26 protein-coding genes are annotated in these 25161 nt (G+C 71.7%); 11 read left to right on the forward strand and 15 right to left on the reverse strand.

All coding sequences use genetic code 11. The features are described 5' to 3' along the window. Positions 1 to 27: 27 nt before the first annotated feature. Entirely contained in the window at positions 28 to 942 is a 915-nt protein-coding gene (locus tag ACZ60Q_RS32870; protein WP_469641224.1) for an alpha/beta fold hydrolase, read from the forward strand. Between the two features lie 46 nt (positions 943 to 988). Here ACZ60Q_RS32870 and ACZ60Q_RS32875 read toward each other — a convergent pair whose 3' ends face one another. The 3 genes from ACZ60Q_RS32875 to ACZ60Q_RS32885 all read right to left on the reverse strand — a co-directional run bounded on the left by ACZ60Q_RS32875 (position 989) and on the right by ACZ60Q_RS32885 (position 3512). Then, the gene (locus ACZ60Q_RS32875; protein ID WP_469641225.1) at positions 989 to 1393 is read right to left on the reverse strand and encodes a helix-turn-helix domain-containing protein; all 405 of its coding nucleotides are present in this window, start codon (positions 1391 to 1393) and stop codon (positions 989 to 991) included. Between the two features lie 213 nt (positions 1394 to 1606). Then, positions 1607 to 2995, reverse strand: coding sequence for an NADP-specific glutamate dehydrogenase (gdhA, locus tag ACZ60Q_RS32880; protein ID WP_469641226.1), 1389 nt, complete (start codon positions 2993 to 2995; stop codon positions 1607 to 1609). 334 nt (positions 2996 to 3329) lie between these two features. Continuing rightward, positions 3330 to 3512 (reverse strand): hypothetical protein, encoded by a 183-nt coding sequence (locus ACZ60Q_RS32885; protein WP_469641227.1) that lies wholly within the window; start codon positions 3510 to 3512, stop codon positions 3330 to 3332. A gap of 523 nt (positions 3513 to 4035) precedes the next feature. Between ACZ60Q_RS32885 and ACZ60Q_RS32890 the strand changes: the two genes are divergently transcribed. Further along, the gene (locus ACZ60Q_RS32890; protein WP_469641293.1) at positions 4036 to 4488 is read left to right on the forward strand and encodes an RDD family protein; all 453 of its coding nucleotides are present in this window, start codon (positions 4036 to 4038) and stop codon (positions 4486 to 4488) included. 106 nt (positions 4489 to 4594) lie between these two features. Here ACZ60Q_RS32890 and ACZ60Q_RS32895 read toward each other — a convergent pair whose 3' ends face one another. The 3 genes from ACZ60Q_RS32895 to ACZ60Q_RS32905 all read right to left on the reverse strand — a co-directional run bounded on the left by ACZ60Q_RS32895 (position 4595) and on the right by ACZ60Q_RS32905 (position 6217). After that, positions 4595 to 4954 (reverse strand): DUF1330 domain-containing protein, encoded by a 360-nt coding sequence (locus ACZ60Q_RS32895; protein ID WP_469641228.1) that lies wholly within the window; start codon positions 4952 to 4954, stop codon positions 4595 to 4597. Positions 4955 to 5122: 168 nt separating this feature from the next. Beyond that, positions 5123 to 5335, reverse strand: coding sequence for a DUF397 domain-containing protein (locus tag ACZ60Q_RS32900; protein WP_469641229.1), 213 nt, complete (start codon positions 5333 to 5335; stop codon positions 5123 to 5125). 3 nt (positions 5336 to 5338) lie between these two features. Next, positions 5339 to 6217 carry a helix-turn-helix domain-containing protein gene (locus ACZ60Q_RS32905; RefSeq protein WP_469641230.1) on the reverse strand — a complete coding sequence of 293 codons (879 nt, stop codon included), beginning with the start codon at positions 6215 to 6217 and terminating at the stop codon, positions 5339 to 5341. Positions 6218 to 6460: 243 nt separating this feature from the next. On the opposite strand from ACZ60Q_RS32905, the gene ACZ60Q_RS32910 reads away from it, so the two are divergent. Both ACZ60Q_RS32910 and ACZ60Q_RS32915 read left to right on the forward strand, forming a co-directional pair. Then, entirely contained in the window at positions 6461 to 6754 is a 294-nt protein-coding gene (locus tag ACZ60Q_RS32910) for a recombinase family protein (RefSeq protein WP_469641231.1), read from the forward strand. Next, the gene (locus ACZ60Q_RS32915; protein WP_469641232.1) at positions 6751 to 7320 is read left to right on the forward strand and encodes an ATP-binding protein; all 570 of its coding nucleotides are present in this window, start codon (positions 6751 to 6753) and stop codon (positions 7318 to 7320) included. Before ACZ60Q_RS32910 ends, ACZ60Q_RS32915 begins: the two co-directional genes overlap by 4 nt. Positions 7321 to 7418: 98 nt before the next feature. On the opposite strand, the gene ACZ60Q_RS32920 is transcribed toward ACZ60Q_RS32915, so the two are convergent. Next, on the reverse strand, positions 7419 to 8687 hold the full coding sequence (locus tag ACZ60Q_RS32920) for a L,D-transpeptidase (RefSeq protein ID WP_469641233.1): 1269 nt from the start codon (positions 8685 to 8687) through the stop codon (positions 7419 to 7421). Between the two features lie 236 nt (positions 8688 to 8923). Continuing rightward, positions 8924 to 9328: a hypothetical protein gene (locus tag ACZ60Q_RS32925; RefSeq protein WP_469641294.1), complete on the reverse strand. Its 405-nt coding sequence runs from the start codon at positions 9326 to 9328 to the stop codon at positions 8924 to 8926. Positions 9329 to 9481: 153 nt separating this feature from the next. On the opposite strand from ACZ60Q_RS32925, the gene ACZ60Q_RS32930 reads away from it, so the two are divergent. After that, positions 9482 to 9808: a hypothetical protein gene (locus ACZ60Q_RS32930; RefSeq protein WP_469641234.1), complete on the forward strand. Its 327-nt coding sequence runs from the start codon at positions 9482 to 9484 to the stop codon at positions 9806 to 9808. A gap of 53 nt (positions 9809 to 9861) precedes the next feature. Here ACZ60Q_RS32930 and hutH read toward each other — a convergent pair whose 3' ends face one another. The 5 genes from hutH to ACZ60Q_RS32955 form a co-directional block, all read right to left on the reverse strand. Then, positions 9862 to 11412 (reverse strand): histidine ammonia-lyase, encoded by a 1551-nt coding sequence (gene hutH, locus ACZ60Q_RS32935; RefSeq protein ID WP_469641235.1) that lies wholly within the window; start codon positions 11410 to 11412, stop codon positions 9862 to 9864. Positions 11413 to 11661: 249 nt separating this feature from the next. Continuing rightward, positions 11662 to 12816, reverse strand: a complete 1155-nt coding sequence (locus tag ACZ60Q_RS32940; protein ID WP_469641236.1) for a GGDEF domain-containing protein — start codon at positions 12814 to 12816, stop codon at positions 11662 to 11664. 147 nt (positions 12817 to 12963) lie between these two features. Next, positions 12964 to 13776, reverse strand: a complete 813-nt coding sequence (locus tag ACZ60Q_RS32945) for an enoyl-CoA hydratase/isomerase family protein (protein WP_469641237.1) — start codon at positions 13774 to 13776, stop codon at positions 12964 to 12966. A 173-nt stretch (positions 13777 to 13949) separates the two neighbouring features. Then, positions 13950 to 15149, reverse strand: coding sequence for an adenylate/guanylate cyclase domain-containing protein (locus tag ACZ60Q_RS32950; RefSeq protein WP_469641238.1), 1200 nt, complete (start codon positions 15147 to 15149; stop codon positions 13950 to 13952). 203 nt (positions 15150 to 15352) lie between these two features. Then, a complete protein-coding gene (locus tag ACZ60Q_RS32955) occupies positions 15353 to 16261 on the reverse strand; it encodes a biotin--[acetyl-CoA-carboxylase] ligase (protein ID WP_469641239.1) in 909 nt (302 codons plus the stop codon). A gap of 153 nt (positions 16262 to 16414) precedes the next feature. On the opposite strand from ACZ60Q_RS32955, the gene ACZ60Q_RS32960 reads away from it, so the two are divergent. The 6 genes from ACZ60Q_RS32960 (at position 16415) to ACZ60Q_RS32985 (ending at position 22172) form a co-directional block, all read left to right on the forward strand. Further along, positions 16415 to 17995, forward strand: coding sequence for an acyl-CoA carboxylase subunit beta (locus tag ACZ60Q_RS32960; RefSeq protein ID WP_469641240.1), 1581 nt, complete (start codon positions 16415 to 16417; stop codon positions 17993 to 17995). A 55-nt stretch (positions 17996 to 18050) separates the two neighbouring features. Then, complete coding sequence (locus ACZ60Q_RS32965; RefSeq protein WP_469641241.1) at positions 18051 to 18257, forward strand: acyl-CoA carboxylase epsilon subunit; 207 nt, start codon at positions 18051 to 18053, stop codon at positions 18255 to 18257. A 111-nt stretch (positions 18258 to 18368) separates the two neighbouring features. Next, entirely contained in the window at positions 18369 to 18497 is a 129-nt protein-coding gene (gene mmpB / locus ACZ60Q_RS32970) for a morphogenic membrane protein MmpB (RefSeq protein ID WP_469641242.1), read from the forward strand. A gap of 71 nt (positions 18498 to 18568) precedes the next feature. After that, positions 18569 to 19213, forward strand: coding sequence for a nucleoside triphosphate pyrophosphatase (locus tag ACZ60Q_RS32975; protein ID WP_469641243.1), 645 nt, complete (start codon positions 18569 to 18571; stop codon positions 19211 to 19213). A gap of 443 nt (positions 19214 to 19656) precedes the next feature. Continuing rightward, entirely contained in the window at positions 19657 to 21411 is a 1755-nt protein-coding gene (locus tag ACZ60Q_RS32980; RefSeq protein ID WP_469641244.1) for an acetyl/propionyl/methylcrotonyl-CoA carboxylase subunit alpha, read from the forward strand. A 218-nt stretch (positions 21412 to 21629) separates the two neighbouring features. After that, positions 21630 to 22172: a TetR/AcrR family transcriptional regulator gene (locus tag ACZ60Q_RS32985; protein ID WP_469641295.1), complete on the forward strand. Its 543-nt coding sequence runs from the start codon at positions 21630 to 21632 to the stop codon at positions 22170 to 22172. A gap of 177 nt (positions 22173 to 22349) precedes the next feature. Here ACZ60Q_RS32985 and ACZ60Q_RS32990 read toward each other — a convergent pair whose 3' ends face one another. Both ACZ60Q_RS32990 and ACZ60Q_RS32995 read right to left on the reverse strand, forming a co-directional pair. Beyond that, positions 22350 to 23309 carry a DeoR/GlpR family DNA-binding transcription regulator gene (locus tag ACZ60Q_RS32990; RefSeq protein WP_469641245.1) on the reverse strand — a complete coding sequence of 320 codons (960 nt, stop codon included), beginning with the start codon at positions 23307 to 23309 and terminating at the stop codon, positions 22350 to 22352. Positions 23310 to 23505: 196 nt separating this feature from the next. After that, positions 23506 to 24945: an NAD(P)H-quinone dehydrogenase gene (locus ACZ60Q_RS32995; protein ID WP_469641246.1), complete on the reverse strand. Its 1440-nt coding sequence runs from the start codon at positions 24943 to 24945 to the stop codon at positions 23506 to 23508. Positions 24946 to 25161: the final 216 nt, after the last annotated feature.

Raw genomic sequence — 25161 nt, forward strand, 5'->3', positions numbered from 1 at the left:
AGTATTTCGCCGCCGAAGGAGCCCGCCATGGCCTGGACCGAACGCCGCTTCGCCCGCAACGGCGCGGTCGAGCTCGCCCACGACCGGCTCCAGGAGGGCGCGGCCGGTGAACCGCTGCTCCTGGTGATGGGGCTGGCGGTCTCCCGGCACTGGTGGCCCGGTGCGCTGTGCGCGGCCTTCGCCGACGCCGGCTTCGCCGTCGCCCGCTACGACCAGCGGGACGCGGGCGAGTCCACCCGGTCCCCGAAGCCGGCCGCCCGGGGCAATCCCTTCGCCGCCCTGGCCGCCGGGCGCGGCGCCACGTACAGCGCCGAGGACATGGCCGACGACGCCGTCGCCGTCATGGACGCGCTGGGCTGGGAGTCCGCGCATCTCTTCGGGCACTCGCTGGGCGGGGTCGTCGCCCAGCGCGTCGCCCTGCGCCACCCGGACCGGGTGCGCACGCTCACCTCGTCCGCCTCGCTGTCCAGCGATGTCGGGGGACTGGGGGCCTTCCGTCATCTGCGGTTCGCCACCCTCGCGAAGTTCGCCCGCCTCAAGCGTCCCCGGACCCGGGCGGAGCGGATCGCGACGGGGCTCACGGTGGCGCGGATCTGCGCCTCGCCCGGCTACCCGTTCGACGAGGCGGAGGCCCTGGAGCGGATCACCGCCGACGTGGACACCGGTATCGCCGACCCGGACGCCCAGTCCCGCCAGATCGGCGCGGCCTGGCACGGCCCGTCCCTCGCCGAACTGCGCGTCCCCGCACTCGTGTTGCACGGCATGGACGATCCGCTGCTCAAGCCCTCCGCGGGCCGGGCCACCGCCGCGGCGATCCGCGACGCCCGGCTCGTCCTCCAGCCCGGTGTCGGCCATGACATCCCGCAGGAGCGGTTCGCGGCCGTCGCCGCCGAGCTGCGTGCCCTCGCGGACCGGGCCACCCCGGTGGCCGACCGCGCGTGACGTCCCTCCCCGGGGTCGGGCGGCGGCGCGTGAGACCCAACCCCGGTCAGGCGGCCAGCAGCACACCGCCCATCGGGCCCGCCGGGCCCACGGACCGGCGGCCATCGGCCACCCGCACCGGCCGGGACCGCGCGGCCGTGAGGCTGACCAGCCGCTCCCCCGCCAGCGCCAGGACGTCGGCGAGGCTCAGGCCGAGCGCCTGGGCGGCGGCGGCCAGCACCTCCGAGGAGGCCTCCTTGAGGCCCCGCTCCACCTCGGAGAGATACGGCATGGAGATCCGGGCCGCATCGGCGACGTCCTTCAGGGTCCTTCTCTGCGCCTGGCGTTCGCGGCGCAGGACCTCCCCGACGAGGTCCCGCCAGAGCGGATCTCGGGGCAGGGCCGGGGCCGGGGCCGTCGGCAGCGGGCGCAGGGGGAACACGTCGGCCTGGTTCGTCGCTCGGATGCTCACCGCCCCAGCCTAGGAGCGCGGCACCGCCCCGGCACGGGTCGGGCGTTGCGCTCCGGGCGGATCTGCTGCTGGCTAAGTCACGTGACAGACAGCCGCTTCCGGGGCACCTCCGCCGCCCGCCCGCCTGGGTGCGCGCTCCCCCGGCAACCGGGGGTGACGCACACCGTCGCCGGCGGCTCGTCCGTACGGTCGGATGGCCGGATGGCCGGATGGTCAGATCAGGCCCTGTGCCAGCATCGCGTCGGCGACCAGCTCGAAGCCCGCGATGTTCGCGCCGACCACGTAGTTGCCGGGGCTGCCGTAGCGCTCTGCGGTCGTGTGGCAGGAGTCATGGATGTGCCGCATGATCTCGGCGAGCCGCTCCTCGGTGTGGGAGAAGGTCCACGAGTCCCGGGACGCGTTCTGCTGCATCTCCAGCGCGCTCGTCGCGACCCCGCCGGCGTTGGCCGCCTTGCCGGGGGCGAAGGCGACGCCCGCGTCCTGGAACACCTGGACCGCCTCCGGCGTGGTGGGCATGTTGGCGCCCTCCGCGACCGCCTTGACCCCGTTGCGCACGAGGTCCAGCGCGTCCGCCTCGTGGAGTTCGTTCTGCGTGGCGCAGGGCAGGGCCACGTCCACGGGGACCGACCACACCCCCGCACCGGGGACGAACCGGGCGTGTGCGCCGCGCCGTTCGGCGTACTCCGAGACCCGGCCCCGGCCGGCCTCCTTGACCTCCTTGAGGAGGGCGAGGTCGATGCCCTTCTCGTCGACGACGTAGCCGCTGGAGTCCGAACAGGTCACCACGGTCGCGCCGAGCTGCTGGGCCTTCTCGATCGCGTAGATGGCCACGTTGCCGGAACCGGAGACCGCGACGGTCCGGCCCTCCAACGACTCGCCGCGGCTGCGCAGCATCTCGGCGGTGAACAGGACGGTGCCGTAGCCGGTGGCCTCCGTACGGGCCTGTGCGCCGCCCCAGCCGAGGCCCTTGCCGGTGAGGACACCGGACTCGTAACGGTTGGTGATCCGCTTGTACTGGCCGAAGAGGTAGCCGATCTCGCGGCCGCCCACGCCGATGTCGCCGGCCGGGACGTCGGTGTACTCCCCGAGGTGGCGGTGGAGTTCGGTCATGAAGGACTGGCAGAACCGCATGATCTCGGCGTCGGACCGGCCCTTGGGGTCGAAGTCCGCACCGCCCTTGCCGCCGCCGATGGGCATGCCGGTGAGGGCGTTCTTGAAGATCTGCTCGAAGCCGAGGAACTTCACGATGCCGAGGTTGACCGAGGGGTGGAAGCGCAGCCCGCCCTTGTACGGGCCGAGCGAGCTGGAGAACTCCACCCGGAATCCGCGGTTGACGTGGATGTCGCCGGAGTCGTCCGACCACGGCACCCGGAAGATCAGCTGACGCTCGGGCTCGCACAGCCGCTCGATGATGCGCGCCTCGACGAGCTCGGGGCGCTGGGTCAGCACCGGTCCGAGCGTCTCCAGGACCTCGCGTACCGCCTGGTGGAACTCCCGCTCGCCCTGGTTGCGGCGCAGGATCTCGGCGTAGAGCGGCTCGATGACACGGGCCGCGGCATCGTGGGTGCGGGCGGAGTCGGGCGAGTCGGGGATGACCGGCATCTGATCAAGACCTTCCGTGGTCGGCTCGTGCGCGTCGGCGCTCCCGCCCCGGGGAGCGCCACCGGTCCGCCTCCCCCGCCGGAGCCCCGCGGACTCCCTCCTGGGAGGACCACGCGGCCGTCGCCCGGCCGGGCGATGCGCAGGACCGTCGTACGGTCCGATTCTCCCGCGCGGTCCGATGATCTTCGAGGGCCATCCACATATTGGCCGTGATCAGCCGTTCTGATCAGCGCCCGGACCACCGCGCGGGGCCCTGAGCGGGCTCGGTCCACCGCCCCGGACGACTCTGCGGCTCGGGCCCGTTCCCCGGCCACCACGCTCCGAGTGGCGAGGGTCATATGTCGGATCGGCTCTCGCCTGAGCCCCGCAGTACCCAGAGCCCGGCCCCGGAGGCGAGCGCGGTGACGCCCGCGACGACGCTCAGGGCGATCTGGAGGGCGCTTTCCTCGAACGCGACGCTGAGGAAGACGTTCGCGGCGAGCGCGGCGGACAGGACGAGCCAGAGCAAGGGCTTCATGACGGCGATGCCTCCGTGGTCGGTGATGCGTCCAGCCTGTCGGCCGGGCCACGCCATGAGGAGGGAGCGGACCCCCGTATCGGGGTGCAGCCTGCCGCACCCCGCCCCCGCCGAGCGGGCGGGCGGACCGGAGGAAGCGGCCGGCGCCATGAGCCGGGCCGTGGGGGAAGCACGCGTGCAGCCGGCGAATGGCAACGGTAATGGTCTGGTGAAAACAACGCCGGGGCACCGGAGTTACCGGTCAGGAACAGGGACGCGCCGCTTGACGATCAGTCATGATGCCCCCATGACGAAGCCGAGGGGGCGTAGGAGAGGGCAGCCTCCTGACGAGTTACGGGCGGTGCACCGCGGTCGCCGGGCCGGGAGCGGCGCCGGGCGGCCCCGGCCGACCCCGCCGGCGGCGCCGGGCCTGCCGCCGTACGGGGTCACACCCCCTCGGGCCACGTATCCGGCGTACGCCCGCTCGGTGTATCCGGCCCCGGCGCCCCGGGGGCAGCCGCGCGTTCCCAAGGGCACGGGCGACATGCGGCGCTATCTGGCGGTCGGGCTCGACAGCTATCTGTGCCTGTTGGCCGTCGGCCTCCTCGTGCGGTCCTGCCTGAACTCCGGCGGGACGGGGCACACGGTCGCCGTGCTGGTCGTCCCGTTGGTGGCGCTGTCGTTCGCCAACCAGGTGCTGCTGACGCTGGCCGTCCGGGCGAGCGCCGGAAAGCTGATCATGGGCGTCCGGGTGATCCGGCTGCCCGACGCGGGACGGCCGGGATTCCGCCTGCTGGTGCTGCGCTGGCTGTACGGGCTCCTCTGGCTGCCGCGCCGGCCCTGGCGCCGGCTCCGCCGAACCCCGGCGGCGGCCGACGGCCCCGACAGGGCCCCGGGCAGCCCTTTCGAACCGTGCGAGGACCTCGTGGGGGTGCGCCAGGTACGGCGCAGCGACCTGCGGTCCTACCGGGCGGCGGTGCGGGGGCGCCCGGACTGAGCCTGCTCCGTCCTACCTTCGGGTGAGAAGGCCCCCTTCAGCGCCAGTCGCCGGTGATCCGGGCAGCGAGGCGGGGGTGGGCCGTGTACGGGTCGCACTCCTCGCCCTACCCGTCCGCGCGCTCGCGCGCGGCCCTCATCGCCGCCGCCGTTACCGACGCGTCGTACTCGGGGCCGACGCCGGGGACGATGATCACGTCACCGGCCAAGTGCCGGGTGCGCAGCGGCAGGATCTCCTGGTAGGCGGGGGACGCATACCAGGCGCGGGCCTCCGCGACGCCGGGAAAGCCGATGACGACCAACCCGCCCGGCCAGGCTCCCTCGAGCTCCTCCACCTCCGCGCCGTGCACGAGGAAGCGGCCTCCGTGGGGCTCCATGGTGGCCTGGATACGCTCGATGTAGCTCAGCACCTCGTCCTCGACGGGGCCGCCGGTGGGACGCAGATGGGCGATGGCGTACGCGGTCATGGTCCGGGTTCCTCTGTTATGGGTCGGGGCGCTCTTCGTGACACCCACGATGCTGCCGGGCTGGTTGGCACGTGTCGATTATCCCGGAAGTCATGCCGGGCCGACGCGGCGAAGCGCCCGGCCGGGACGGCTGGCCGGGCGCTCCTGGGGCCGCGTGCGGGGCTCGTACTACGACCGCTTGAACTCGCCGCCCACGACGCCGCCTTCGAAAGCGGCCCACTCGCCGGAGGTGAAGACGAGAGCGGGGCCGTTGCCCTGGTCCTTCGTGTCGCGCATGGCTACGCGGCCATCGCCGAGGAAGGCGACCTCGACGCACTCGGCCTGGCCGTTGCTGCGGCTGCTCTTGCGCCACACCGCGCCCGTCAGGTCGGAACTCTTCACTCTCTACAGCTCCCTTGTTGCTCGGTGTAGAAGGCTCTGCGTCTTCTCGTGGTTCAAGGCAGAACCCCAGATCGCTTCGAAGGCTGCGTCGTAGCGATCGATCTCGTGGGACTTGTCGAGGTACAGAGCCCCGGTGAAGCCCTCCACATAGACCGTGGGCGGCTCCGTATCCCGACCGTCACCATTGGTCGGGAAGCGCATCTTGACGAACGGGCCGGACATGATGCCCGCGTGCAGGCCCGCACTGAACGGCACGACGCGGGCGGCCACGTTGTCCAGCTCATTCAGCTCGACCAAGCGTCGCAACTGGTCGCCCATCACTTTGGTGCCCCCAACTGGGCGGCGAAGAACGGCTTCATTGAGTGCGACTTCCACAGTGGGTGCCGCCGTCACTCGGGTTACGAGCGCTTGCCGTGCGATGCGCACCTCTACGCGCCGCGCGATCTCCTCGTCCGGCACTCCGGGGTTGTCGTTGCGAATCAAAGTCTCGGCATAAGCCGGGGTCTGCAGAAGCCCCGGCACCAGTTCGGATGAATACCAGGACAGACGTTTGGCAGCTTCTTCGAGCCCGATATAGAGATCGAAGCCCTCGGGGATCACATCGCCGTACGCATGCCACCAGCCCCGGTTCTTCGTCTCCTTGGCCAGCCCCATCAGGCCCTTGGTCAGCTCGGCGTCCGCCCCGTACGTCCGGCACATGGCCTCGACATCGAGGCTGCGAAGCGACACCTGGCCAGTCTCGATACGCCAGATCTTCGGTTCCGACCACTCCAACTGCTTGGCAGCGGCGCGCACCGTGAGGCGCGAGGCGTTGCGCAAGTCTCGCAGGTGCCGACCGAGTTGGCGTCGGGGAACCGTCGAACCGGTCGTTGCGCCGCTCACAGGCAGCCCGCCTTCCTTCAATACGGATGCCTCTTGCACCCGAAATGTAATGGCCCGGACTTCCGATACGCAATGTCGCACGAGAGTTCGAGTACTTCGAATCGATTATTCAAAATGTAGTCTTGCATAACAGAGTCCTACAGTGCTTCACTTGGTGACCCACAGGAAAGCTGCGCGCACGTTGTGTGACCGCAGGTATGGCGAGGGGACCGAAGCGCGATGAACCCGCTGATCTTTGGCTACATGCGTGTGCCCGACGACATGAGCGACGAGGAGGCGAAGCAGCAACAGGACGACCTGAACACGTACGCCGAGAGCAACGGCTTCCACCTGGCGACCGTGTTCTACGAGTACGTACCGGGAGCGCAGTACGCGTTCACGGAGTTGGTCGAGGCCGTCAAGCGCGCCGAGGCCAAGCACGTGGTCGTACCGTCCTACCGAGAGCTGGCGCTCAACCGGTCGCTCCAGGACGCCATGCTCACGCACCTCTCCCACTCCACCGGCGCGGAAGTCGTCAGCCTGGACGACTGCTCATGACGCGCGACGAGGCACCCTACCGACCGCAGCACGTGCGCTTCGTCGACCAACTGTCGCTGGCCGCCGCGCAGTCGGCCGTCCCGGCCTCGCGTCACTTCCTGCGGCTCGCCCTGGCCAAATGGCAGGCGGCTCTCATCGAGGACGACGTCCTTCTCGTCGCCTCGGAGCTGGTCACCAACGCCATCACCGTCACCGGAGTGGTGGCGGAGCAGCCGACGTGGGGAGAGTTGGAGCGGCTCGACCTCGTCCACCTCCGCGTGGTCGGCCTGCGGGACAGCATCGTCATCGAGGTGCGGGACGTGTCGGACGAGCGCCCCGCGCTCAAGCGTGCCGACGACGACGCCGAGGACGGTCGCGGTCTCCTCCTCGTACAGGAGCTGGCGGCCCGCTGGGGCTCCTACCCCACCACGGGCGGAAAGGCGGTGTGGGCCCAGCTCGCGGCCCGGACGCCGTTGCCGCGACGCCCCGGGCACAAACACCCCGGGGACAGGCCCTCCGCCGCTCCGCCGGGCCCCGACGTGGCGTTCCTCCGGCGCGTCCTGCTGGGGCTGGACACAGCACTGTAGGGGCACCGGACACGCCGAAGGCGGCGGTCCGGAGTCTTCCGGGGACCGCCGCCTTCGGGCGGGGACGGGGGTGGCGCCGAGGAGGAACGGCGGGTGGATCAGACCTGGGAGCCGGCCTTCCACTTGGCCCAGTCCATGTTCCAGCCGTTGAGGCCGTTGTCCGGGGTGATGGTCTTGTCCGGGGAGTTCTTGACGACGACCACGTCGCCGACGAGGGAGTTGTCGTAGAACCAGGCGCCGGGCGCGCTGGAGTCGTTCGCACCCTTCACGTCGGCGAGGCCCACGCAGCCGTGGCTGGTGTTGGCGTTGCCGAAGATGCCCTTGCCCCAGTAGTTGCCGTGGATGAAGGTGCCCGACGTGGACAGGCGCATGGCGTGCGGCACGTCCTTGATGTCGTACTCGCCCTTGCCGTCGTCATCGGTGAAGCCGACGGTGGCGCCGTTCATCCGGGTCTCCTTGTGCTTCTCGGAGATCACCATCTGACCGTTGTACGTGGGGTTCTCGGGGGAGCCCGCGGAGATCGGGATCGTCTTGACCGTCTTGCCGTCGCGGGTGACCGTCATCGTCTTGGCCTTCACGTCGACGGTGGAGACCTGGTTGCGGCCGACCTTGAAGGTCACGGTCTTCTGCTGGACGCCGAAGACACCGTCCGCACCCTCGACGCCGTCGAGGGCCAGCTTCAGGGTGACGGTCGAGCCGCCCTGCCAGTAGTCCTCCGGGCGCAGGTCCAGGCGCTGGGAGTTGAACCAGTGGCCGACGACTTCCTGGCCGCTGCTGGAGGTCACGGTGATGCCGCTCTGGACGGCCTTCTTGTCCGTGATCGCCTTGTTGAAGTTGATCGAGACGGGCATTCCGACGCCGACCGTGGAGCCGTCCTCGGGGGTGAAGTTCCCGATGAAGCTGTTGTCGGGCGAGACGGTGGTGAAGGAGCTGTTCTCGTGGGCCTCGCGGCCCTTCGAGTCGGCCGCCGTGGCGTCGATCTTGTACGTGGTGGACCGCTCCAGCTGGCCCGCGGGCTTCCAGCTGGACCCGTCGGCCGCCAGGGTGCCCTCGACCGGGGTGCCGTCCGCCGTGGTCATGACGACCTTGGTCAGCTTGCCCTTGGCGACGGTGACCTTGGCCGCGTTGTTGATGCTGGCGTTGGTCGCGCCGTTCTTCGGCAGAATCGCTATCTGCGCCTCGGAGGCGTCCGCGGCTGCCGCCTTGTCCACCTCCCGCTGCGACGACTCCGAGCTCCCGGCGTTGGTCTTGCCGCCCTTGTCGCCGTCGTCGCTACAGGCCGAAAGCACCAGCACGCCGCCGAGCAGTGCGGACATGGCCACGAGGCCCCTGCGCCGCTTGCTGTCCGTCATCACACGCTTCTCCATCGTTGCCGATTCCCCAAAATTCCCCGGACGGGGCCGCCGGGCCGCTATTCCCCGTCAATATTCCAAGAACCCCTGGAAAGGGGGCTCCGTTCCACATCCATGACAGATGTGGGGAACACCACTCATCGACGCGGCCCGGGCGGCGGTGGTTCCCGCGATCCGGCCCTGCTTTCCGCCGCCGTGCGGCACGGCCCCGGTCCGCCGCCGAGCGGGACCGGGGCCGGTGTTCTCACACGTCACACCCGCTGTGCGGGGTCACCGTCCTCGCCGTCGTTGCTCCCATTGTGCGCGACCGTGTCGCCGTCCCCCTCCTCGTCGTCCCCGTCCTCCGGCAGGAAGAGGCCTTCCTCGCCGTCGTCCGCGTCGTCCCAGTCCTCCGCGTCGGGGTCGTAGTCGATGCTCTCGCTGCTCCAGGAGGCCTGGGCCAGCTCGACCCCGGGCACCTCACTGATCAGGTCGAAGGGATCGACCAGCGAGGCGAGGGCCTCCGCTCCGTCTGCCCGGACCGTGGCCTCGGCATGCATCCGCTCCTCGGCGGTGTCGCTCCCGGCGACCGCCGCGACGGGCTCCCCGTACTCGGCGGCGATGGATTCGAGGGCGGTGCCGGTCAGCGCGTCGAGGTCGGTGACCTCCAGGACCATCTCCACGCGAAGTCGAACAAACCTGGATGTCTCTTCTGTGCTCATAGGCCGGAGCGTAAGGCCCGGTGAGGCCGCGACTTTCCACCGACCCGCTGCTTTGCTTAGCATCGGCGCACGGGGCTAACTCATGGTTGTCGCAAGGGGATCGAATCTGTGTCCGTCGCTCGTCGCACACTGCTGACCACCACCGCCGCAGGCACGCTGCTGGCCGCTCTCTGGTTCGTCCCGTCGGCCAACGCGACCGGGGAGAACGGCGCCCCGGGCGCCCCGGCCGCCGCATCCGGCCGGACCGCCGAACAGGCCGTCGAACAGACCGCCGGAAGCCCTGACGACGCCTCCGGCGCGCTCCTCGCCGACACCGGGTCGGGCCCGGACACGACCCCGTATCTCATCGGCGGCACAGCCCTGTTGGGACTCGGCGCGAGCTTCGTCACGTACTCGGTACGCCGCTCCGGGTCCGGTGACCGCGCGGCGCTCTGATAATCCCGTACGTACGGGAGCGGGGTCCGGCACCTCCGCGTTACGGGACCGGCTCAGGCCAGCGGTCCCGTGACCGGCTCCACGGCCGCGACCAGGCGCCCCTCCCGTACGAACGTGTCGGCGGCGGCCAGGTCCGGTGCGAGGAAGCGGTCCGGGCCCGGGCCCTCGGCGCCGGCGGCCCGCAGCGCGTCCACGGCGGCCCGCGAGGCGGGGGCGGGGGTCAGGCCCTGGGCGGCGCGGATCTCGACGGCGCGGGTCGCGGCGTACAGCTCGACGGCGACGATCCGGGCCAGGTTGTCCACGGCGGTACGGAGTTTGCGCGCGGCGGACCAGCCCATGGAGACGTGGTCCTCCTGCATCGCGGAGGACGGGATGGAGTCGGCCGAGGCGGGGACCGCGAGCCGCTTCATCTCACTGACCAGGGCGGCCTGGGTGTACTGGGCGATCATCAGGCCCGAGTCGACCCCGGCGTCGTCCGCGAGGAACGGCGGCAGACCGTGCGAGCGGTTCTTGTCGAGCAGCCGGTCGGTGCGGCGTTCGCAGATCGAGCCGAGGTCGGCGGCGACGATCGCGAGGAAGTCCAGGACGTAGGCGACGGGTGCGCCGTGGAAGTTGCCGTTGGACTCGACGCGGCCGTCGGGGAGGACCACCGGGTTGTCGACGGAGGAGGCCAGTTCGCGGCCCGCGACGACCGCCGCGTAGTCGAGGGTGTCGCGGCCCGCGCCGTTGACCTGGGGGGCGCAGCGCACCGAGTAGGCGTCCTGGACCCGGGGCGCGTCATCCTGGTGATGGCCCGTCAGCCCTGAACCCGCCAGCACCCGCAGCATGTTGTCGGCGCTGACACCCTGGCCGGGGTGCGGGCGGATGGCGTGCAGCTCGGGGGCGAGGACCTTGTCCGTGCCGAGCAGCGCCTCCAGGGAGAGGGCGGCGGTGATGTCGGCCGAGGTGTAGAGGTTCTTCAGGTCGGCGAGGGCCATGACCAGCATGCCGAGCATGCCGTCGGTGCCGTTGAGGAGGGCGAGGCCCTCCTTCTCGCGGAGCTCGACCGGGCTGATGCCGTGCGCGGCGAGGAGTTCACCGGCCGGGCGGACGGTGCCGTCGGGGCCTTCCGCGTCGCCCTCGCCCATCAGCGTGAGCGCACAGTGCGAGAGCGGGGCGAGGTCGCCGGAGCAGCCGAGCGAGCCGTATTCGTGGACGACGGGCGTGATGCCCGCGTTCAGCAGGTCGGCCATGGCCTGCGCGACCTCGGGGCGTACGCCGGTGTGGCCGGAGGCGACCGTCTTCAGCCGGAGGAACATCAGCGCGCGGACGACCTCGCGCTCGACGCGGGGGCCCATGCCGGCCGCGTGCGAGCGGACGATGTTGCGCTGGAGCCGCGCCCGCAGGTCCGGGCTGATGTGGCGGCTGGCGAGGGCGCCGAAGCCGGTGGAGACGCCGTAGACCGGCTCGGGCTTCGCGGCGAGCGCGTCCACGATGAGACGGGCGGCGGCCAGGGCTTCCACGGCGGCGGCGGAGAGCTCCACCCGGGCGCCGTGGCGGGCCACGGCGACGACGTCCTCGGCGGTGGTTCCGGACGTCCCCACCACAACAGTGTGCATATCCATATTCAGCAGCGTACGGACTGAAACCCTTCATGTCACTAGTGGTACGGCGCAGGGCCCCTTACGGGACCGCACGCATACGTGAGCGGCTCGCCCGCCGCGCGCGCCGCCCGTGGGGCCGCACCTGGTGGAGGACGCGGCGGGCGCCGGGGTCGATCTGCTGCCCGGCATCGGGGATCTGGCGGCCGCCCCACGCACCGGCCCCTGTCGCTCGCCCCGTTGTCGGTGACGGCCCGAACAGCGCACCCGGGCTCATGGCCTGTTGCCGCGCAGCCTGCGCCGGTCGTGCGCGGACTTCGGCGGGGAGTCCGCGAGCCGGATGACCTCGCCGTCCCGCCCGGCCACCACGGGGCCCGGCGAGCGGGCGGCCTTGGCCCGGTACTGGGCGGCGTCCGCGAGCCGGAACAGCCGGCGGGCCGAGCGCACCGGGCCGATCGGGTCGCCGGTGGAGGCGACCCCGCAGGCGACGCCGTCGCCCAACTCGATCAGCGCGGCCCGGTCACACAGCTCGGTGGCGACACCGACCACCACGTCGGCCGGGGAACCCTCCGCGAGCAGGCAGAACTCGTCGCCACCGAGCCGGGCCGCCAGCGCCTCCGGCAGCATCGCCCCGCACAGGGACAACACCGAGCCGAAACGTTCCAGCAGACGGTCGCCGACGGCGTGGCCGTGGGTGTCGTTCACCGCCTTGAGGCCGTTCAGGTCGCAGACGACGAGGCTGACGACCGTGTCGTCGACGCGATGCCGCTCGACGGCCTCGTCGAGCCGGATGTCGACCGCGCGGCGGTTGGCCAGACCGGTCAGCGGGTCGGTGAAGGCCAGCTTGCGGACCTCCTCCAGACGTTCGGTCTGGGCGATCCCGGAGGCCACGACGGCGGCGAGCACGGTCGCGAAGTCCGCGTCGACCCGGTCGAAGACGGGCCCCCCGGCCGGCCGCGCCACATACAGCTCGCCCCACGCCCGGCCGTGCAGCACGATCGGCGCGACCACGCAGCAGCCCCGGCCGCGCCGCCGGAGCGCCGCGACCCGCTCGTGGCAGTACGGGCGGGCGCCGCGCGCCGGGCCTCCCGCGCCGGGCAGCCCGTCGGCGGTCTCCACCCAGGCGTCGGGCTCTCCGCCACCGGCCCAGCGCTCGTGCAGGAACTCGGTGATCTCCGGGAACTCGTGGACCGGGTAGGCCTCCTCCTCGGGGAACTCCTCCTCCCCCTCGGCCCGTTGCCCCACGTTCACCAGCACCCGCAGTCTGCCCCGGTCCCGCTCCCACACGGAGAGCGCGGCGAAACTGCCGCTCAGCGCTTCACCGGCGCCCAGCGCCGCCGCCCGCCACGATTCGCGCGGCGTGCAGGCCGCGGCCATGGCCTGCGCCAGCGAAACGACGGCCCGCAGCCGCGTATCGTCACCACCCATTTGTCCAGCTTATGTAGATTCACCCTCTTTAATCAGTTTGATACGCAACTAATTTCGACTATTTTTGCGCGAGATACCGCGAGATACCGCGAGATACCGTGCGGTGCCGCGAGCTGCTCGCGCTGTGTCATCGGGTGCCCTCGGGCCTCATGCGCCGGGCCAGTCGGGACGCCGCTTCTCGTTGAACGCGGCCACCCCCTCCGCCCGGTCCCCGGAGAAGGCCACCGACCGCCAGGCCGCGTCCTCCACCTCCAGGCCCGCCCGCAGGTCGAGCCCCTGCCCCAGCCGGAGCGCCTTCTTGGCCGCACGCAGCCCGACCGGCGAGTTGGCCGCGATCCGGCCGCCCAGCGCGAGCGCCTCCTCGCGGTCCCGGCCCGCCTCGACCAGCTCGTCGACCAGCCCCAGTTCGCGCGCCTCGGCGGCCTCGACGCGGCGGGCGCTGAACACCAGCTCGGCGGCGCGCGCCGCCCCCACCCGGCGCGGCAGCAGCTGCGTACCGCCGCCGCCCGGGATGACGCCCACGGACACCTCGGGCAGCCCGACCACGGCGGTGGCGTCGGCGACGATCACATCGCAGGCGAGGGCGAGTTCGAAGCCGCCGCCGAGGGCGAAGCCGTGCACGGCGGCGATCACCGGCATCGGCAGCTCCAGGACCCCGGTGTAGGCGGCGCGCGCGACGGGCCGCTGGCGTACGAGATCGGCGTCGGTGAAGGAGTTGCGCTCCTTGAGATCCGCGCCCACACAGAAGGCCCGCTCGTGGCTGGAGGTCAGGACGGTGGCCCGGACGTCCCGGTCGGCGCCGAGAGCGTCGCAGGCGGCGGCGATCGAGCGGGCCATGTCGGTGGAGACGGCGTTCATGGCCTCGGTCCGGTCGAGGACCAGCTCGGCGACGTGGTCCTGCCCCTCGTGCCGTCGTACGACGACGAACTCCCCGTACCGCTGCTCGGACGTGACGGTCATGGCTGCACCCCTGTTCATGGACGGCCTGTTAACGAGCGTTACCGTCACGGATCCTAGACAGGACGGCACCGCCCCGACAGAGCGGGACGGGGACGGGGACGTAACGACCCGGACGATGAGGGCCTGACGGCAGAGGCGGGACGGCAGAGGCGCGGCGAAGGGGCGCGCCGCGCTCAGGAACCGGTCTTCCCGCGCCGGGCCAGCAGCCACGGCTCCACCACGCCGAGCCCGCGCACCGGACGCTGCCACATCGGCTGGAGCCCGAAGCGGTACGTGGGCAGCGGCGACGTGTCGTCGGGCTCGCGGCCCTCCTTCTCGGCGACCCGGGCCCGTTCGGCGGCGGCCGCGACGGCCTCGGCGGCCTGCGCCTCGGACTCCGGGGCGTCCCCGTGCCGGACCAGTTCCTTGGCGAACGCCCCGTCGACCAGGACGGCGTCCTTCGGCGCTATCGAGGTGAGCCGGCTGGCGAGGTTCACCGTGGTGCCGAAGACGTCGCCCATCCGGGTGGTGACCGTGCCGAAGGCGATGCCGACGCGCAGGGCCGGCATCGTCTCGTCCTGGGACATGGCCTCGATCAGCCGGAGCGCTATCTCGGCGGCCGTGCCCGCGTCGTCGGCGGCGAAGAGGACCTCGTCGCCGAGGGTCTTGATGAGCCGGCCGCCGTGCGCGGCGACCAGGTCGGCGGCGGTCGTCTCGAAGGACTCGACCAGTTCGCCGAGCTCCTCCTCCTCCAGCCGCCGGGTCAGCCGGGTGAAGCCGACCAGGTCCGCGAAGCCGACGGCGAGCCGCCGGTCGACCATCTCCTCGTCGTCCGCGGCCTGCACGACCCGGCCGGTGGCGGCGGCCAGCTGGCGCCGCCACACGTAGACGAGGAACTCCTGGAGCTCCGGGAGCAGCAGTTCGACCAGCGGATACGTGACCTCGGTGCGGGTCATGCCGGGCTCGGGCGGCTCGGTCAGACCCTCCAGGAACGAGTCGATCTGCCACTCGGCCAGCCGGGCGGTGGTCTGCCCGGTGGAGCGGGCGACCTGGATCGCCATCGGCTCGCTGAGCAGCCCCGCCTCGACGAGACCGGCGAGCCGCCGCAGGGCGAGCACGTCGGCCTCGGTGAGCGCCTTGGCCTGACCGATGTCGGCGAAGCCCATCGCCCGCCAGAACCGGGAGGCCAGATCCATGGAGACCCCGGCGGTGCGGGCCGCCTGGAAGGGCGTGTAGCGCCGGTCGGCCCCCAGGATCAGTGCTTCGAGGCGGATGGCGAGGGGGTCGTCGGTCGGCTCCACCGTGTGGTCGACCTCGAGGTGGGGTGTGGCGTGGACCGAGGAGTCCGGCCCTGGCTCCTCACCCGCGCCGGACGTCGTGTCGCCGACGGTCACCAGCCGCCTCCTGCCCGTTCCCTGCGCACTGCCCTGCCGATCTGTCGCTGGATCGCCCCAACGATACGACAGGTGTGCCCCAGCTCACGTCCTTGGTCGTCCGTCCCCGGTGCGTCGCGCGTGACATCTCAGGCATACGCGGTATCGGCCCGTACGCCCATCGGGGGGTGGGAACCCGCCCCTGCGGGACGATCGGACACGCCTCAGGTCAGGCCGCCCGCCGCTCCCCGCAGATGGACGATGTCCCCGGCCGACACCGGCTGCCGGAGCCCGTCCTCGGTGGAGAGGACGAGACGCCCGTCCCCGTCGATCGCGACCGCCTCGCCGACCAGGGACGTACCCCCCGGCAGCTCCGCCCGCACGGTCCGGCCCAGCGTCGCGCAGCCCGCCGCGTAGGCGGCCTGGAGCCCGCTCGCGGCCGCGTCGCCGTCGGCCGCCTTCCACCGGCCGTACCAGTGCTCCAGCGAGCGCAGGACGGCGCGCAGCAGGGTCTCCCGGTCGGTGGAGACCGCTCCGGCGAGCGCCAGCGACCCGGCGGTGGGGGCGGGCAGCTCGTCGGCGCGCAGGGAGACGTTGACGCCCAGGCCGACGACGATGCCGTCCCCGGCGAACTCGCCGAGAATGCCGCCCGTCTTGCGTTCCTCCCTCGGCGGGGCCTCCCCCGGACGGAGCCCGCCGGAGCCCTTGGGGATCGTGACCAGCAGATCGTTGGGCCATTTCAGCGACATGTCGACACCCGCCGACTTCGCGAGCCCGGTCGCGGCGGCGACCCCGGCCAGCAGCGGCACCCACCCCCAGCGCTCCACGGGGATGTCGCCGGGCTCCAGGTAGACCGAGAAGAACAACCCGGAGCGGGGCGGTGCCGTCCAGGTCCGCTCCAGCCGTCCGCGCCCGGCGGTCTGCTCCTCGGCGACCAGCACCGTGCCCTCGCCCGCCGCCCCGCCACGGGCCCGCCCGGCGAGGTCGGTGTTGGTGGATCCGGTGGACTCCACGACCTCCAGCGACGTCCACAGCGCGTCCGGCCGCAGCAGTCCGCGACGCAGCGCGGTCACGTTGAGGGGCGGCCGGTCGAGGTCCGACCAGCGGTTGTGTGGCGCATCCGGTGGTGTCATGCAACCCAGCCTAGGTGTGGCAAAGGACGCACTGCCTTTCCCGGGACGCGCCGATACCCTACGAGTCAGTAGCCAGAGCCGGACCGACAGCTGGCCGTCCCCGTGACCGGTGCCAGACGTCGTCCCCGTGACCAGGCAGGGAGCCGCCCCCCGATGTCCGAGCCGCAAAGCGACATCCACACCACCGCGGGCAAGCTCGCGGACCTGACCCGCCGTATCGGCGAAGCGACGCACGCCGGTTCGGCCCGCGCGGTCGAGAAGCAGCACGCCAAGGGCAAGCTGACGGCCCGTGAGCGGGTCGAACTGCTGCTGGACGAGGACTCCTTCGTGGAGCTCGACGAGTTCGCCCGGCACCGCTCCACCAACTTCGGCATCGAGAAGAACCGCCCGTACGGGGATGGTGTCGTCACCGGTTACGGCACGGTCGACGGCCGCCCCGTCTGCGTGTACTCGCAGGACTTCACGATCTTCGGCGGCTCACTCGGCGAGGTCTACGGCGAGAAGATCGTCAAGGTCATGGACTTCGCGCTGAAGACCGGCTGTCCGGTCATCGGCATCAACGACGGCGGCGGCGCGCGGATCCAGGAAGGCGTCGTCGCGCTCGGCCTGTTCGCCGAGATCTTCCGCCGCAACGTGCACGCCTCCGGGGTGATTCCGCAGATCTCGCTGATCGTCGGCCCGTGCGCGGGCGGTGCGGTCTACTCCCCCGCCATCACCGACTTCACGGTGATGGTCGACCAGACCTCACACATGTTCATCACCGGTCCCGACGTCATCAAGACGGTCACCGGCGAGGACGTCGGCTTCGAGGAGCTGGGCGGCGCCCGGACGCACAACACCACCTCCGGGGTGGCGCATCACATGGCGGGCGACGAGAAGGACGCCATCGAGTACGTCAAGTCGCTGCTGTCGTACCTGCCGTCGAACAACCTCTCCGAGGCCCCGGTCTTCCCGGAGGAGGCGGACCTCGCCACCACCGACGAGGACCGCGAGCTGGACACGCTCATCCCGGACTCGGCGAACCAGCCGTACGACATGCACACCGCGATCGAGCACGTTCTGGACGACGGAGAGTTCCTGGAGACCCAGGCCCTGTTCGCGCCGAACATCATCACCGGCTTCGGCCGGGTCGAGGGCCACCCGGTCGGCATCGTCGCCAACCAGCCGATGCAGTTCGCCGGCTGCCTGGACATCAACGCCAGCGAGAAGGCGGCGCGCTTCGTCCGCACCTGCGACGCGTTCAACGTCCCCGTCATCACCTTCGTGGACGTGCCGGGCTTCCTGCCGGGAGTGGACCAGGAGTACGGCGGCATCATCCGGCGCGGCGCGAAGCTGATCTACGCCTACGCGGAGGCGACGGTCCCGCTGATCACCGTCATCACCCGCAAGGCCTTCGGCGGCGCGTACGACGTGATGGGCTCCAAGCACCTGGGCGCCGATCTGAACCTGGCCTGGCCGACCGCCCAGATCGCCGTCATGGGCGCCCAGGGCGCGGTGAACATCCTGCACCGCCGCACCATCGCGGCAGCCGAGGACCCGGACGCGACGCGGGCCGAGCTGATGACGGACTACGAGAACGCGCTGCTCAACCCGTACGTGGCGGCCGAGCGGGGCTACGTCGACGCGGTCATCATGCCGTCCGACACCCGGGCCCATATCGTCAAGGGGCTGCGTCAACTGCGTACGAAGCGGGAATCCCTGCCTCCGAAGAAGCACGGCAATATCCCGCTCTAGCCACAGCCGTACGTTCGCCCGATCGCCGTTCGCCCGATCGCAGAAAGGTCCCCCCATGATCAAGGTCGTACGGGGCAACCCCACCCCGGAGGAGCTGGCCGCCGCACTGGCGGTGGTCCGGGCGCGCGCCGCGGCGGCGTCCGCCGTCTCGTCCGGAGCGCCACTGCCGCCCGAGCAGTGGTCCGACCCGGGGCGCATCGCCCGCAGCGGCAGCCCGCAGCCGGGCCCCCGGGCCTGGGCGCGGACGTACTGGCCGGCCTGAGCACGCCGGCCCGGTCGCGAGCCGCCCCCGAGCCGCCCCCGTCCGCACCGGGGGCGGCTTTGAGTACCCGTACTCAGGCGTGCGGGCGGGCGGCGCAGCAGGATCGGAGGCATGCTGTGGTCCGACCCCGAGAACAGGCCGCCCAAGGAACTGCGCGACGCCCAGGCCATGATGCGCAGAGCCGGCGTCCTGCTGGCGCTGGCGATGCTGGTGGCGATGTTCGTCCTCGGCATCCGCTGAGAGCCGGGCCCCTCAGCCCCCACGGCCCCCATGCCCCCCACGGCTTTCACGGCTTTCACGGCCCTTCTACGATGGCCCGCATGACTGATCAGCGCCGTCTCGTGCTCGCCTCCGCCTCCCCCGCCCGTCTCGGTCTGCTGCGCCAGGCCGGATTCGCGCCCGAGGTGATCGTCAGCGGTGTGGACGAGGACGCCCTGAGCGCGCCGACCCCCGCCGAGCTGGCGCTCGTCCTGGCCCGGGCCAAGGCGGCGGCCGTCGCGGAGCGCGCCGAGGCGGCGGGCGCCCTGGTCATCGGCTGTGACTCGGTGCTGGAGCTGGACGGCGAGGCGCTGGGCAAGCCGGCCGACGCCGAGGAGGCCACCGCCCGCTGGATGTCGATGCGCGGCCGGTCGGGCGTCCTGCGGACCGGCCACAGCGTGATCGACACCGCCTCCGGTCGTACGGCCTCGGCGACGGCGTCCACGGTCGTACGGTTCGGCGAGCCGAGCGACGCCGAGGTCGCCGCCTACGTGGCCTCGGGCGAACCGCTCCATGTCGCGGGGGCGTTCACCCTGGACGGCCGCTCGGCGCCGTTCGTCGACTCCATCGAGGGCGACCACGGCAATGTCATCGGGCTCTCGCTGCCGCTGCTGCGCCGACTGCTGGGCGAGCTGGACGTCTCCGTCACGGAACTGTGGGTCCAAGACCGGCCGGCGGCCCCGGCGGACGCCTCCTGAAGGGCCGGCCCCCGGGCGGTCCGGGCCACAGCCTGGGCCGCCTCCCCGAACAGCACGAGCGCGGTCACGATCGCCACCGGTCCGCACATAACCGATCCACCCTCTGTTACCCACGGTACGCATGTGGCGCGGGCCCTACTCCTGGGTATTGCTTCGGACAAGGCCCTGGACGGGCCCGCGCCCGGGGCAAAGAATCCATCGACCGTTCGTAGGAACCCCACAAAGAAATGCCGTGAGGCGTTGACCCTAAAGACAGAGACCCGCACCACACCGGCTGGTTACTGTGCGGTTGAGGATCGCGGCGTACCGTGGTGCCACAAGGGATTTCACTACTGGGGCAAGCCTCGGATCACACTCCGTGTGGGCAAGCTCACCAATGGGGACGGGTCGTACAGCCGTGTCGGTAGTCCCTAAACTCAGCTTGTTTCGAGGAGGGAGTCATCGTGCGCAAGGTGCTCATCGCCAACCGTGGCGAAATCGCTGTCCGCGTTGCTCGGGCGTGCCGGGACGCGGGGATCGCGAGCGTCGCGGTCTACGCCGAGCCGGACCGGGACGCGCTGCATGTCCGGGCCGCAGACGAGGCGTTCGCCCTGGGCGGTGACACCCCGGCCGCCAGCTATCTGGACATGGCCAAGGTGCTTCAGGCCGCCAAGGACTCGGAGGCGGACGCGATCCACCCCGGCTACGGATTCCTGTCGGAGAACGCGGAGTTCGCCCAGGCCGTCCTGGACGCCGGGCTGACCTGGATCGGCCCGCCGCCGCAGGCCATCCGCGACCTCGGCGACAAGGTGGCCGCCCGGCACATCGCGCAGCGCGCGGGGGCCCCGCTGGTGGCCGGCACCCCGGACCCGGTCTCCGGGTCCGACGAGGTCGTCGCGTTCGCCGAGCAGAACGGACTGCCGATCGCGATCAAGGCCGCCTTCGGCGGCGGCGGTCGCGGCCTGAAGGTGGCCCGCACCCTGGAGGAGATCCCGGAGCTGTACGACTCCGCGGTCCGCGAGGCCGTCGCGGCGTTCGGCCGGGGCGAGTGCTTCGTCGAGCGCTATCTCGACAAGCCGCGCCACGTGGAGACCCAGTGCCTGGCCGACACCCACGGCAACGTGGTCGTCGTCTCCACCCGCGACTGCTCGCTCCAGCGCCGCCACCAGAAGCTCGTGGAGGAGGCCCCGGCCCCGTTCCTGAGCCAGGCGCAGAACGAGGAGCTGTACGCCGCTTCGAAGGCGATCCTGAAGGAAGCCGGATACGTCGGCGCGGGCACCGTGGAGTTCCTCGTCGGCGGCGACGGCACGATCTCCTTCCTGGAGGTCAACACCCGCCTCCAGGTCGAGCACCCCGTCACCGAAGAGGTCACGGGCATCGACCTCGTACGCGAGATGTTCCGCATCGCCGACGGCGAGGCACTCGGCTACGGCGACCCCGCCGTACGCGGTCACTCCTTCGAGTTCCGCATCAACGGCGAGGACCCGGGCCGCGGCTTCCTGCCCGCCCCCGGCACCGTCACCACCTTCGCCCCGCCCACCGGCCCCGGTGTCCGCCTCGACGCGGGCGTCGAGTCCGGCAGCGTGATCGGCCCCGCCTGGGACTCCCTGCTCGCCAAGCTCGTCGTCACCGGCGCGACCCGCGAGCAGGCGCTCCAGCGCGCCGCCCGCGCGCTCGCCGAGTTCACCGTCGAGGGCATGGCCACGGCCATCCCCTTCCACCGTGCCGTCGTCGCGGATCCCGCCTTCACCTCGGACCCGTTCACCATCCACACCCGGTGGATCGAGACCGAGTTCGTCAACGACATCAAGCCCTTCGCCGCCCCCGCCGACGCCGACACGGACGACGAGGCCGGGCGGGAGATCGTCGTCGTCGAGGTCGGCGGCAAGCGCCTGGAGGTGTCGCTGCCGTCCTCGCTCGGCATGTCGCTGGCCCGCACCGGCCTCGCCGCCGGCGCGAAGCCCAAGCGCCGCGCCGCGAAGAAGGCCGGTTCCGCAGCCTCGGGCGACAGCCTCGCCTCGCCCATGCAGGGCACCATCGTCAAGATCGCGGTGGAGGAGGGCCAGGAGGTCCAGGAGGGCGACCTGGTCGTCGTCCTGGAGGCCATGAAGATGGAGCAGCCGCTCAACGCGCACCGCTCCGGCATCGTCAAGGGCCTCAGCGCCGAGGTCGGCTCCTCCGTCTCCTCCGGCGCCCTGATCTGCGAGATCAAGGACTGACCGCCCGGCACACTCCGCAGGGGCCCGGTCCACGTCGTGATGACGCGGACCGGGCCCCTGCGTCACAGCGGGCCGGTCCTCTTCGCCACAACGGGCCGGGCCCCCTCGTCACAGTGGCATCCTGGAACCCAGAGGGTCCGAGGACCGAGGGAGGGGCAGAAGCCATGGCAGGGGCGATCCCGATGGAGACGAGCACGGCACAACCGCCGGCCAGGCCGATGCGCGCGGACGCGCGCCGGAACCACGACCGGCTGGTGGCCGAGGCTCGCAGGTCCTTCGCCGAGCACGGCACGGACGCGTCGCTGGAGGACATCGCCCGGCGGGCGGGTGTGGGCATCGGCACCCTCTACCGGCACTTCCCGAACCGGGACGCCCTGATGAACGCGGTCTTCCAGGACGCGCTGTGCTCACTCCTGGACCGCTCCCGGGAGCTGGCGGCGGCGGAAGCCCCGTGCCGGGCACTGGTGGACTGGCTGGGCGCGATTATCACTCATGCGGGTGAGTACCGCGGCCTGGCCCACGGCCTGATGTCCGCCTCGCGCGACGGGACCTCGGCGCTCGTCCAGTGCCATCTGCCACTCCGGGAGGCGGGCGCGGGGCTCCTGCGCCGGGCCCAGGAGAGCGGGTCGGTGCGGGCCGACGTCTCGATCGACGATCTGCTCCAGCTCACCAACGCGATCGCGCTGGCCGCCGAGCAGTCGCCCGACGATCCGGAGTTGGCGGACCGGCTGCTGCGGCTGACGCTGCGCGGGCTGAAGTAGCGGGCGTTCCGGGCTCCACCCCTGCGCCCGACGTGGCCGGCCCCCGCTCGGGGCCTCTCCCCACCCCGCCCCCTCCCGACCCCGGGGCTCCACCCCGGACCCCGCTCCCCGAACGCCGGAGGGGCTGAAAGGTGAGGGCCTGAGCGGGGGTTCGGGGGCGGCGCCCCCGAACCGGGCCTACCGCCTCCGCAGGTCCGCGACCCGCGCCCGCTCTCCCGGTACGTCCGCCAGCGCGGAGGCGCTGCGGAGCTGCGGCCCGAGACCACCGTTCTGCGTGCGCCGCTGACCGGGGAGCGGCATGTCCCGGCGGGGCTGACGCCCCGGAGAGGGGCCGTTCCCGCCGGACGCGTCCGCGCCCGGACCGGCCACCGTGATCTCCACGCCCTGGTCCGCCAGGGACTGGAGTTCGGCGGCGGCCCGCTCGTCGTGGAGCGGGGGCTCGTCCGTCACCAGGCGGGTGATCAGCTCGGTGGGCACCGTCTGGAACATGGTGTCCGAGCCGAGCTTGGTGTGGTCCGCCAGGACGACCACCTCCGCGGCTGCCTGCACGAGAGCCCGGTCGACACTGGCCGAGAGCATGTTGGAGGTGGACAGGCCACGCTCCGCCGTGAGTCCGCTACCGGAGAGGAAGGCCCGGGAGACCCGCAGCCCCTGGAGGGACTGCTCGGCCCCGCTGCCCACCAGCGCGTAGTTGCTCCCGCGCAGGGTGCCGCCGGTCATGACGACTTCGACCCGGTTGGCGTGGGCCAACGCCTGGGCCACCAGCAGGGAGTTGGTGACGACGGTCAGACCGGGAACCCGCGCGAGCCGACGGGCCAGCTCCTGCGTGGTCGTGCCGGCGCCGACCACAATGGCCTCGCCCTCGCCGACGAGGCCCGCGGCCAGGTCGGCGATGGCAGTCTTCTCCGCGGTGGAGAGATGGGATTTCTGCGGAAAGCCGGACTCCCGCGTAAAACCGCCCGGCAAGACCGCACCGCCGTGCCGGCGGTCGAGGAGTCCTTCTGCCTCCAGTGCCCGCACGTCCCGCCGTACGGTCACTTCTGAGGTCTGGACGACGCGGGCGAGCTCACGGAGCGATACCGCCCCGTTGGCACGCACCATTTCGAGGATCAACTGACGACGTTCTGCAGCGAACACGGAACTGACAGTAACCTGATCGCGGGTGAGTTTTCAGTAGTTTGCGCCGAATAGCAGAAGTTGTACTTCAAAGGGGCCCCCAAGTGGTATAGGAGGCCCCTTTGTTGTCCGGCGGTGATCGTCAGGCGGTCGCCGCGCCGCCCGGACTGCCGCCGAGTTGCGGCGAGATGCCGGAAATGCCGCGCCCCCCGGGGCCTCAGTCCTCGCCCGTGAGCTTGCGGGTGTGCAGCTGTCGGGCCACTTCGGCGATCGATCCGGACAGGGACGGGTACACGGTGAACGCGTTGGCGATCTGTTCCACCGTGAGGTTGTTGTCGACCGCGATCGAGATGGGGTGGATCAGCTCGCTGGCACGCGGCGCGACCACGCAGCCGCCGACCACGATCCCCGTGCCGGGACGGCAGAATATCTTGACGAAGCCGTCACGGATGCCCTGCATCTTGGCGCGCGGGTTGCGCAGCAGCGGCAGTTTCACCACCCGGGCCTCGATCTTGCCCGCGTCGACCTCGGCCTGGCTGTAGCCGACGGTGGCGATCTCCGGGTCGGTGAAGACGTTGGCGGAGACGGCCTTGAGGTTCAGCGGGGCCACCGCGTCGCCCAGGAAGTGGTACATCGCGATGCGGCCCTGCATCGCGGCGACCGAGGCCAGCGCGAAGATCCCGGTGACGTCACCGGCCGCGTAGACGCCGGGTGCGCTGGTGCGCGAGACCCGGTCGGTGAGGACATGCCCGGAGTCCTTGAGCCGTACGCCGGCCTCCTCCAGGCCCATGCCCGCGGTGTTCGGGATCGCGCCGACCGCCATCAGACAGTGCGAGCCGGTGATGACCCGGCCGTCGGCGAGCGTCACCTCGACCCGGTCGCCGACGCGCTTGGCGGACTGGGCGCGGGAGCGGGCCATGACGTTCATCCCGCGACGGCGGAAGACGTCCTCCAGGACGGCGGCGGCGTCCGGGTCCTCGCCGGGCAGCACCCGGTCGCGGGAGGAGACGAGGGTGACGCGCGAGCCGAGCGCCTGGTAGGCCCCGGCGAACTCGGCGCCGGTGACACCGGATCCGACGACGATGAGCTCCTCGGGAAGCTCGTCGAGGTCGTAGACCTGGGTCCAGTTCAGGATGCGCTCGCCGTCGGGCTGCGCGTCCGGGATCTCCCGGGGGTGACCGCCGGTCGCTATCAGCACGGCGTCGGCGGTCAGCCGCTCCTCGGTGCCGTCGGCGGCGGTGACGACGACCTGGCGGGACCCGTCGGCGGCCTGGAGCCCGTCGAGCCGGCCCCGGCCGCGCATCACGCGGGCGCCGGCCCGGGTGACGGAGGCGGTGATGTCGTGGGACTGGGCGAGCGCGAGGCGTTTGACCCGGCGGTTGACCTTGCCGAGGTCCACACCGACGACCCGGGCCGCCTGCTCGTGGTGCGGGGTGTCGTCGGCGACGATGATGCCCAGCTCCTCGTACGAGGAGTCGAAGGTGGTCATCACCTCGGCCGTGGCGATCAGGGTCTTCGAGGGCACACAGTCGGTCAGGACCGAGGCCCCGCCCAGACCGTCGCAGTCGACGACGGTCACCTCCGCGCCGAGTTGGGCGCCCACCAGGGCTGCCTCGTAGCCGCCGGGGCCGCCGCCGATGATCACGATCCGGGTCACGAAAAGTCCGCCTCGCGTTGTGTAACCCGCGGCCATCGCCGCCCCGGCCGGGGGTCCGGGGGATCGCCCCGGGGGAATGCAGTACGTACTCCATTGTCCCGCACGCGCCAAAGTGCTTCGCCCCGGGGCCCTCCATACGGGAACGAGGGCGTCCGTCGCACGGGAACGAACCGCCGGGAACGGGGCCGCGGACCCGCCGCGCACTCCCCCGACCGG

This window comes from Streptomyces sp. NPDC104313 (genome assembly GCF_055583985.1).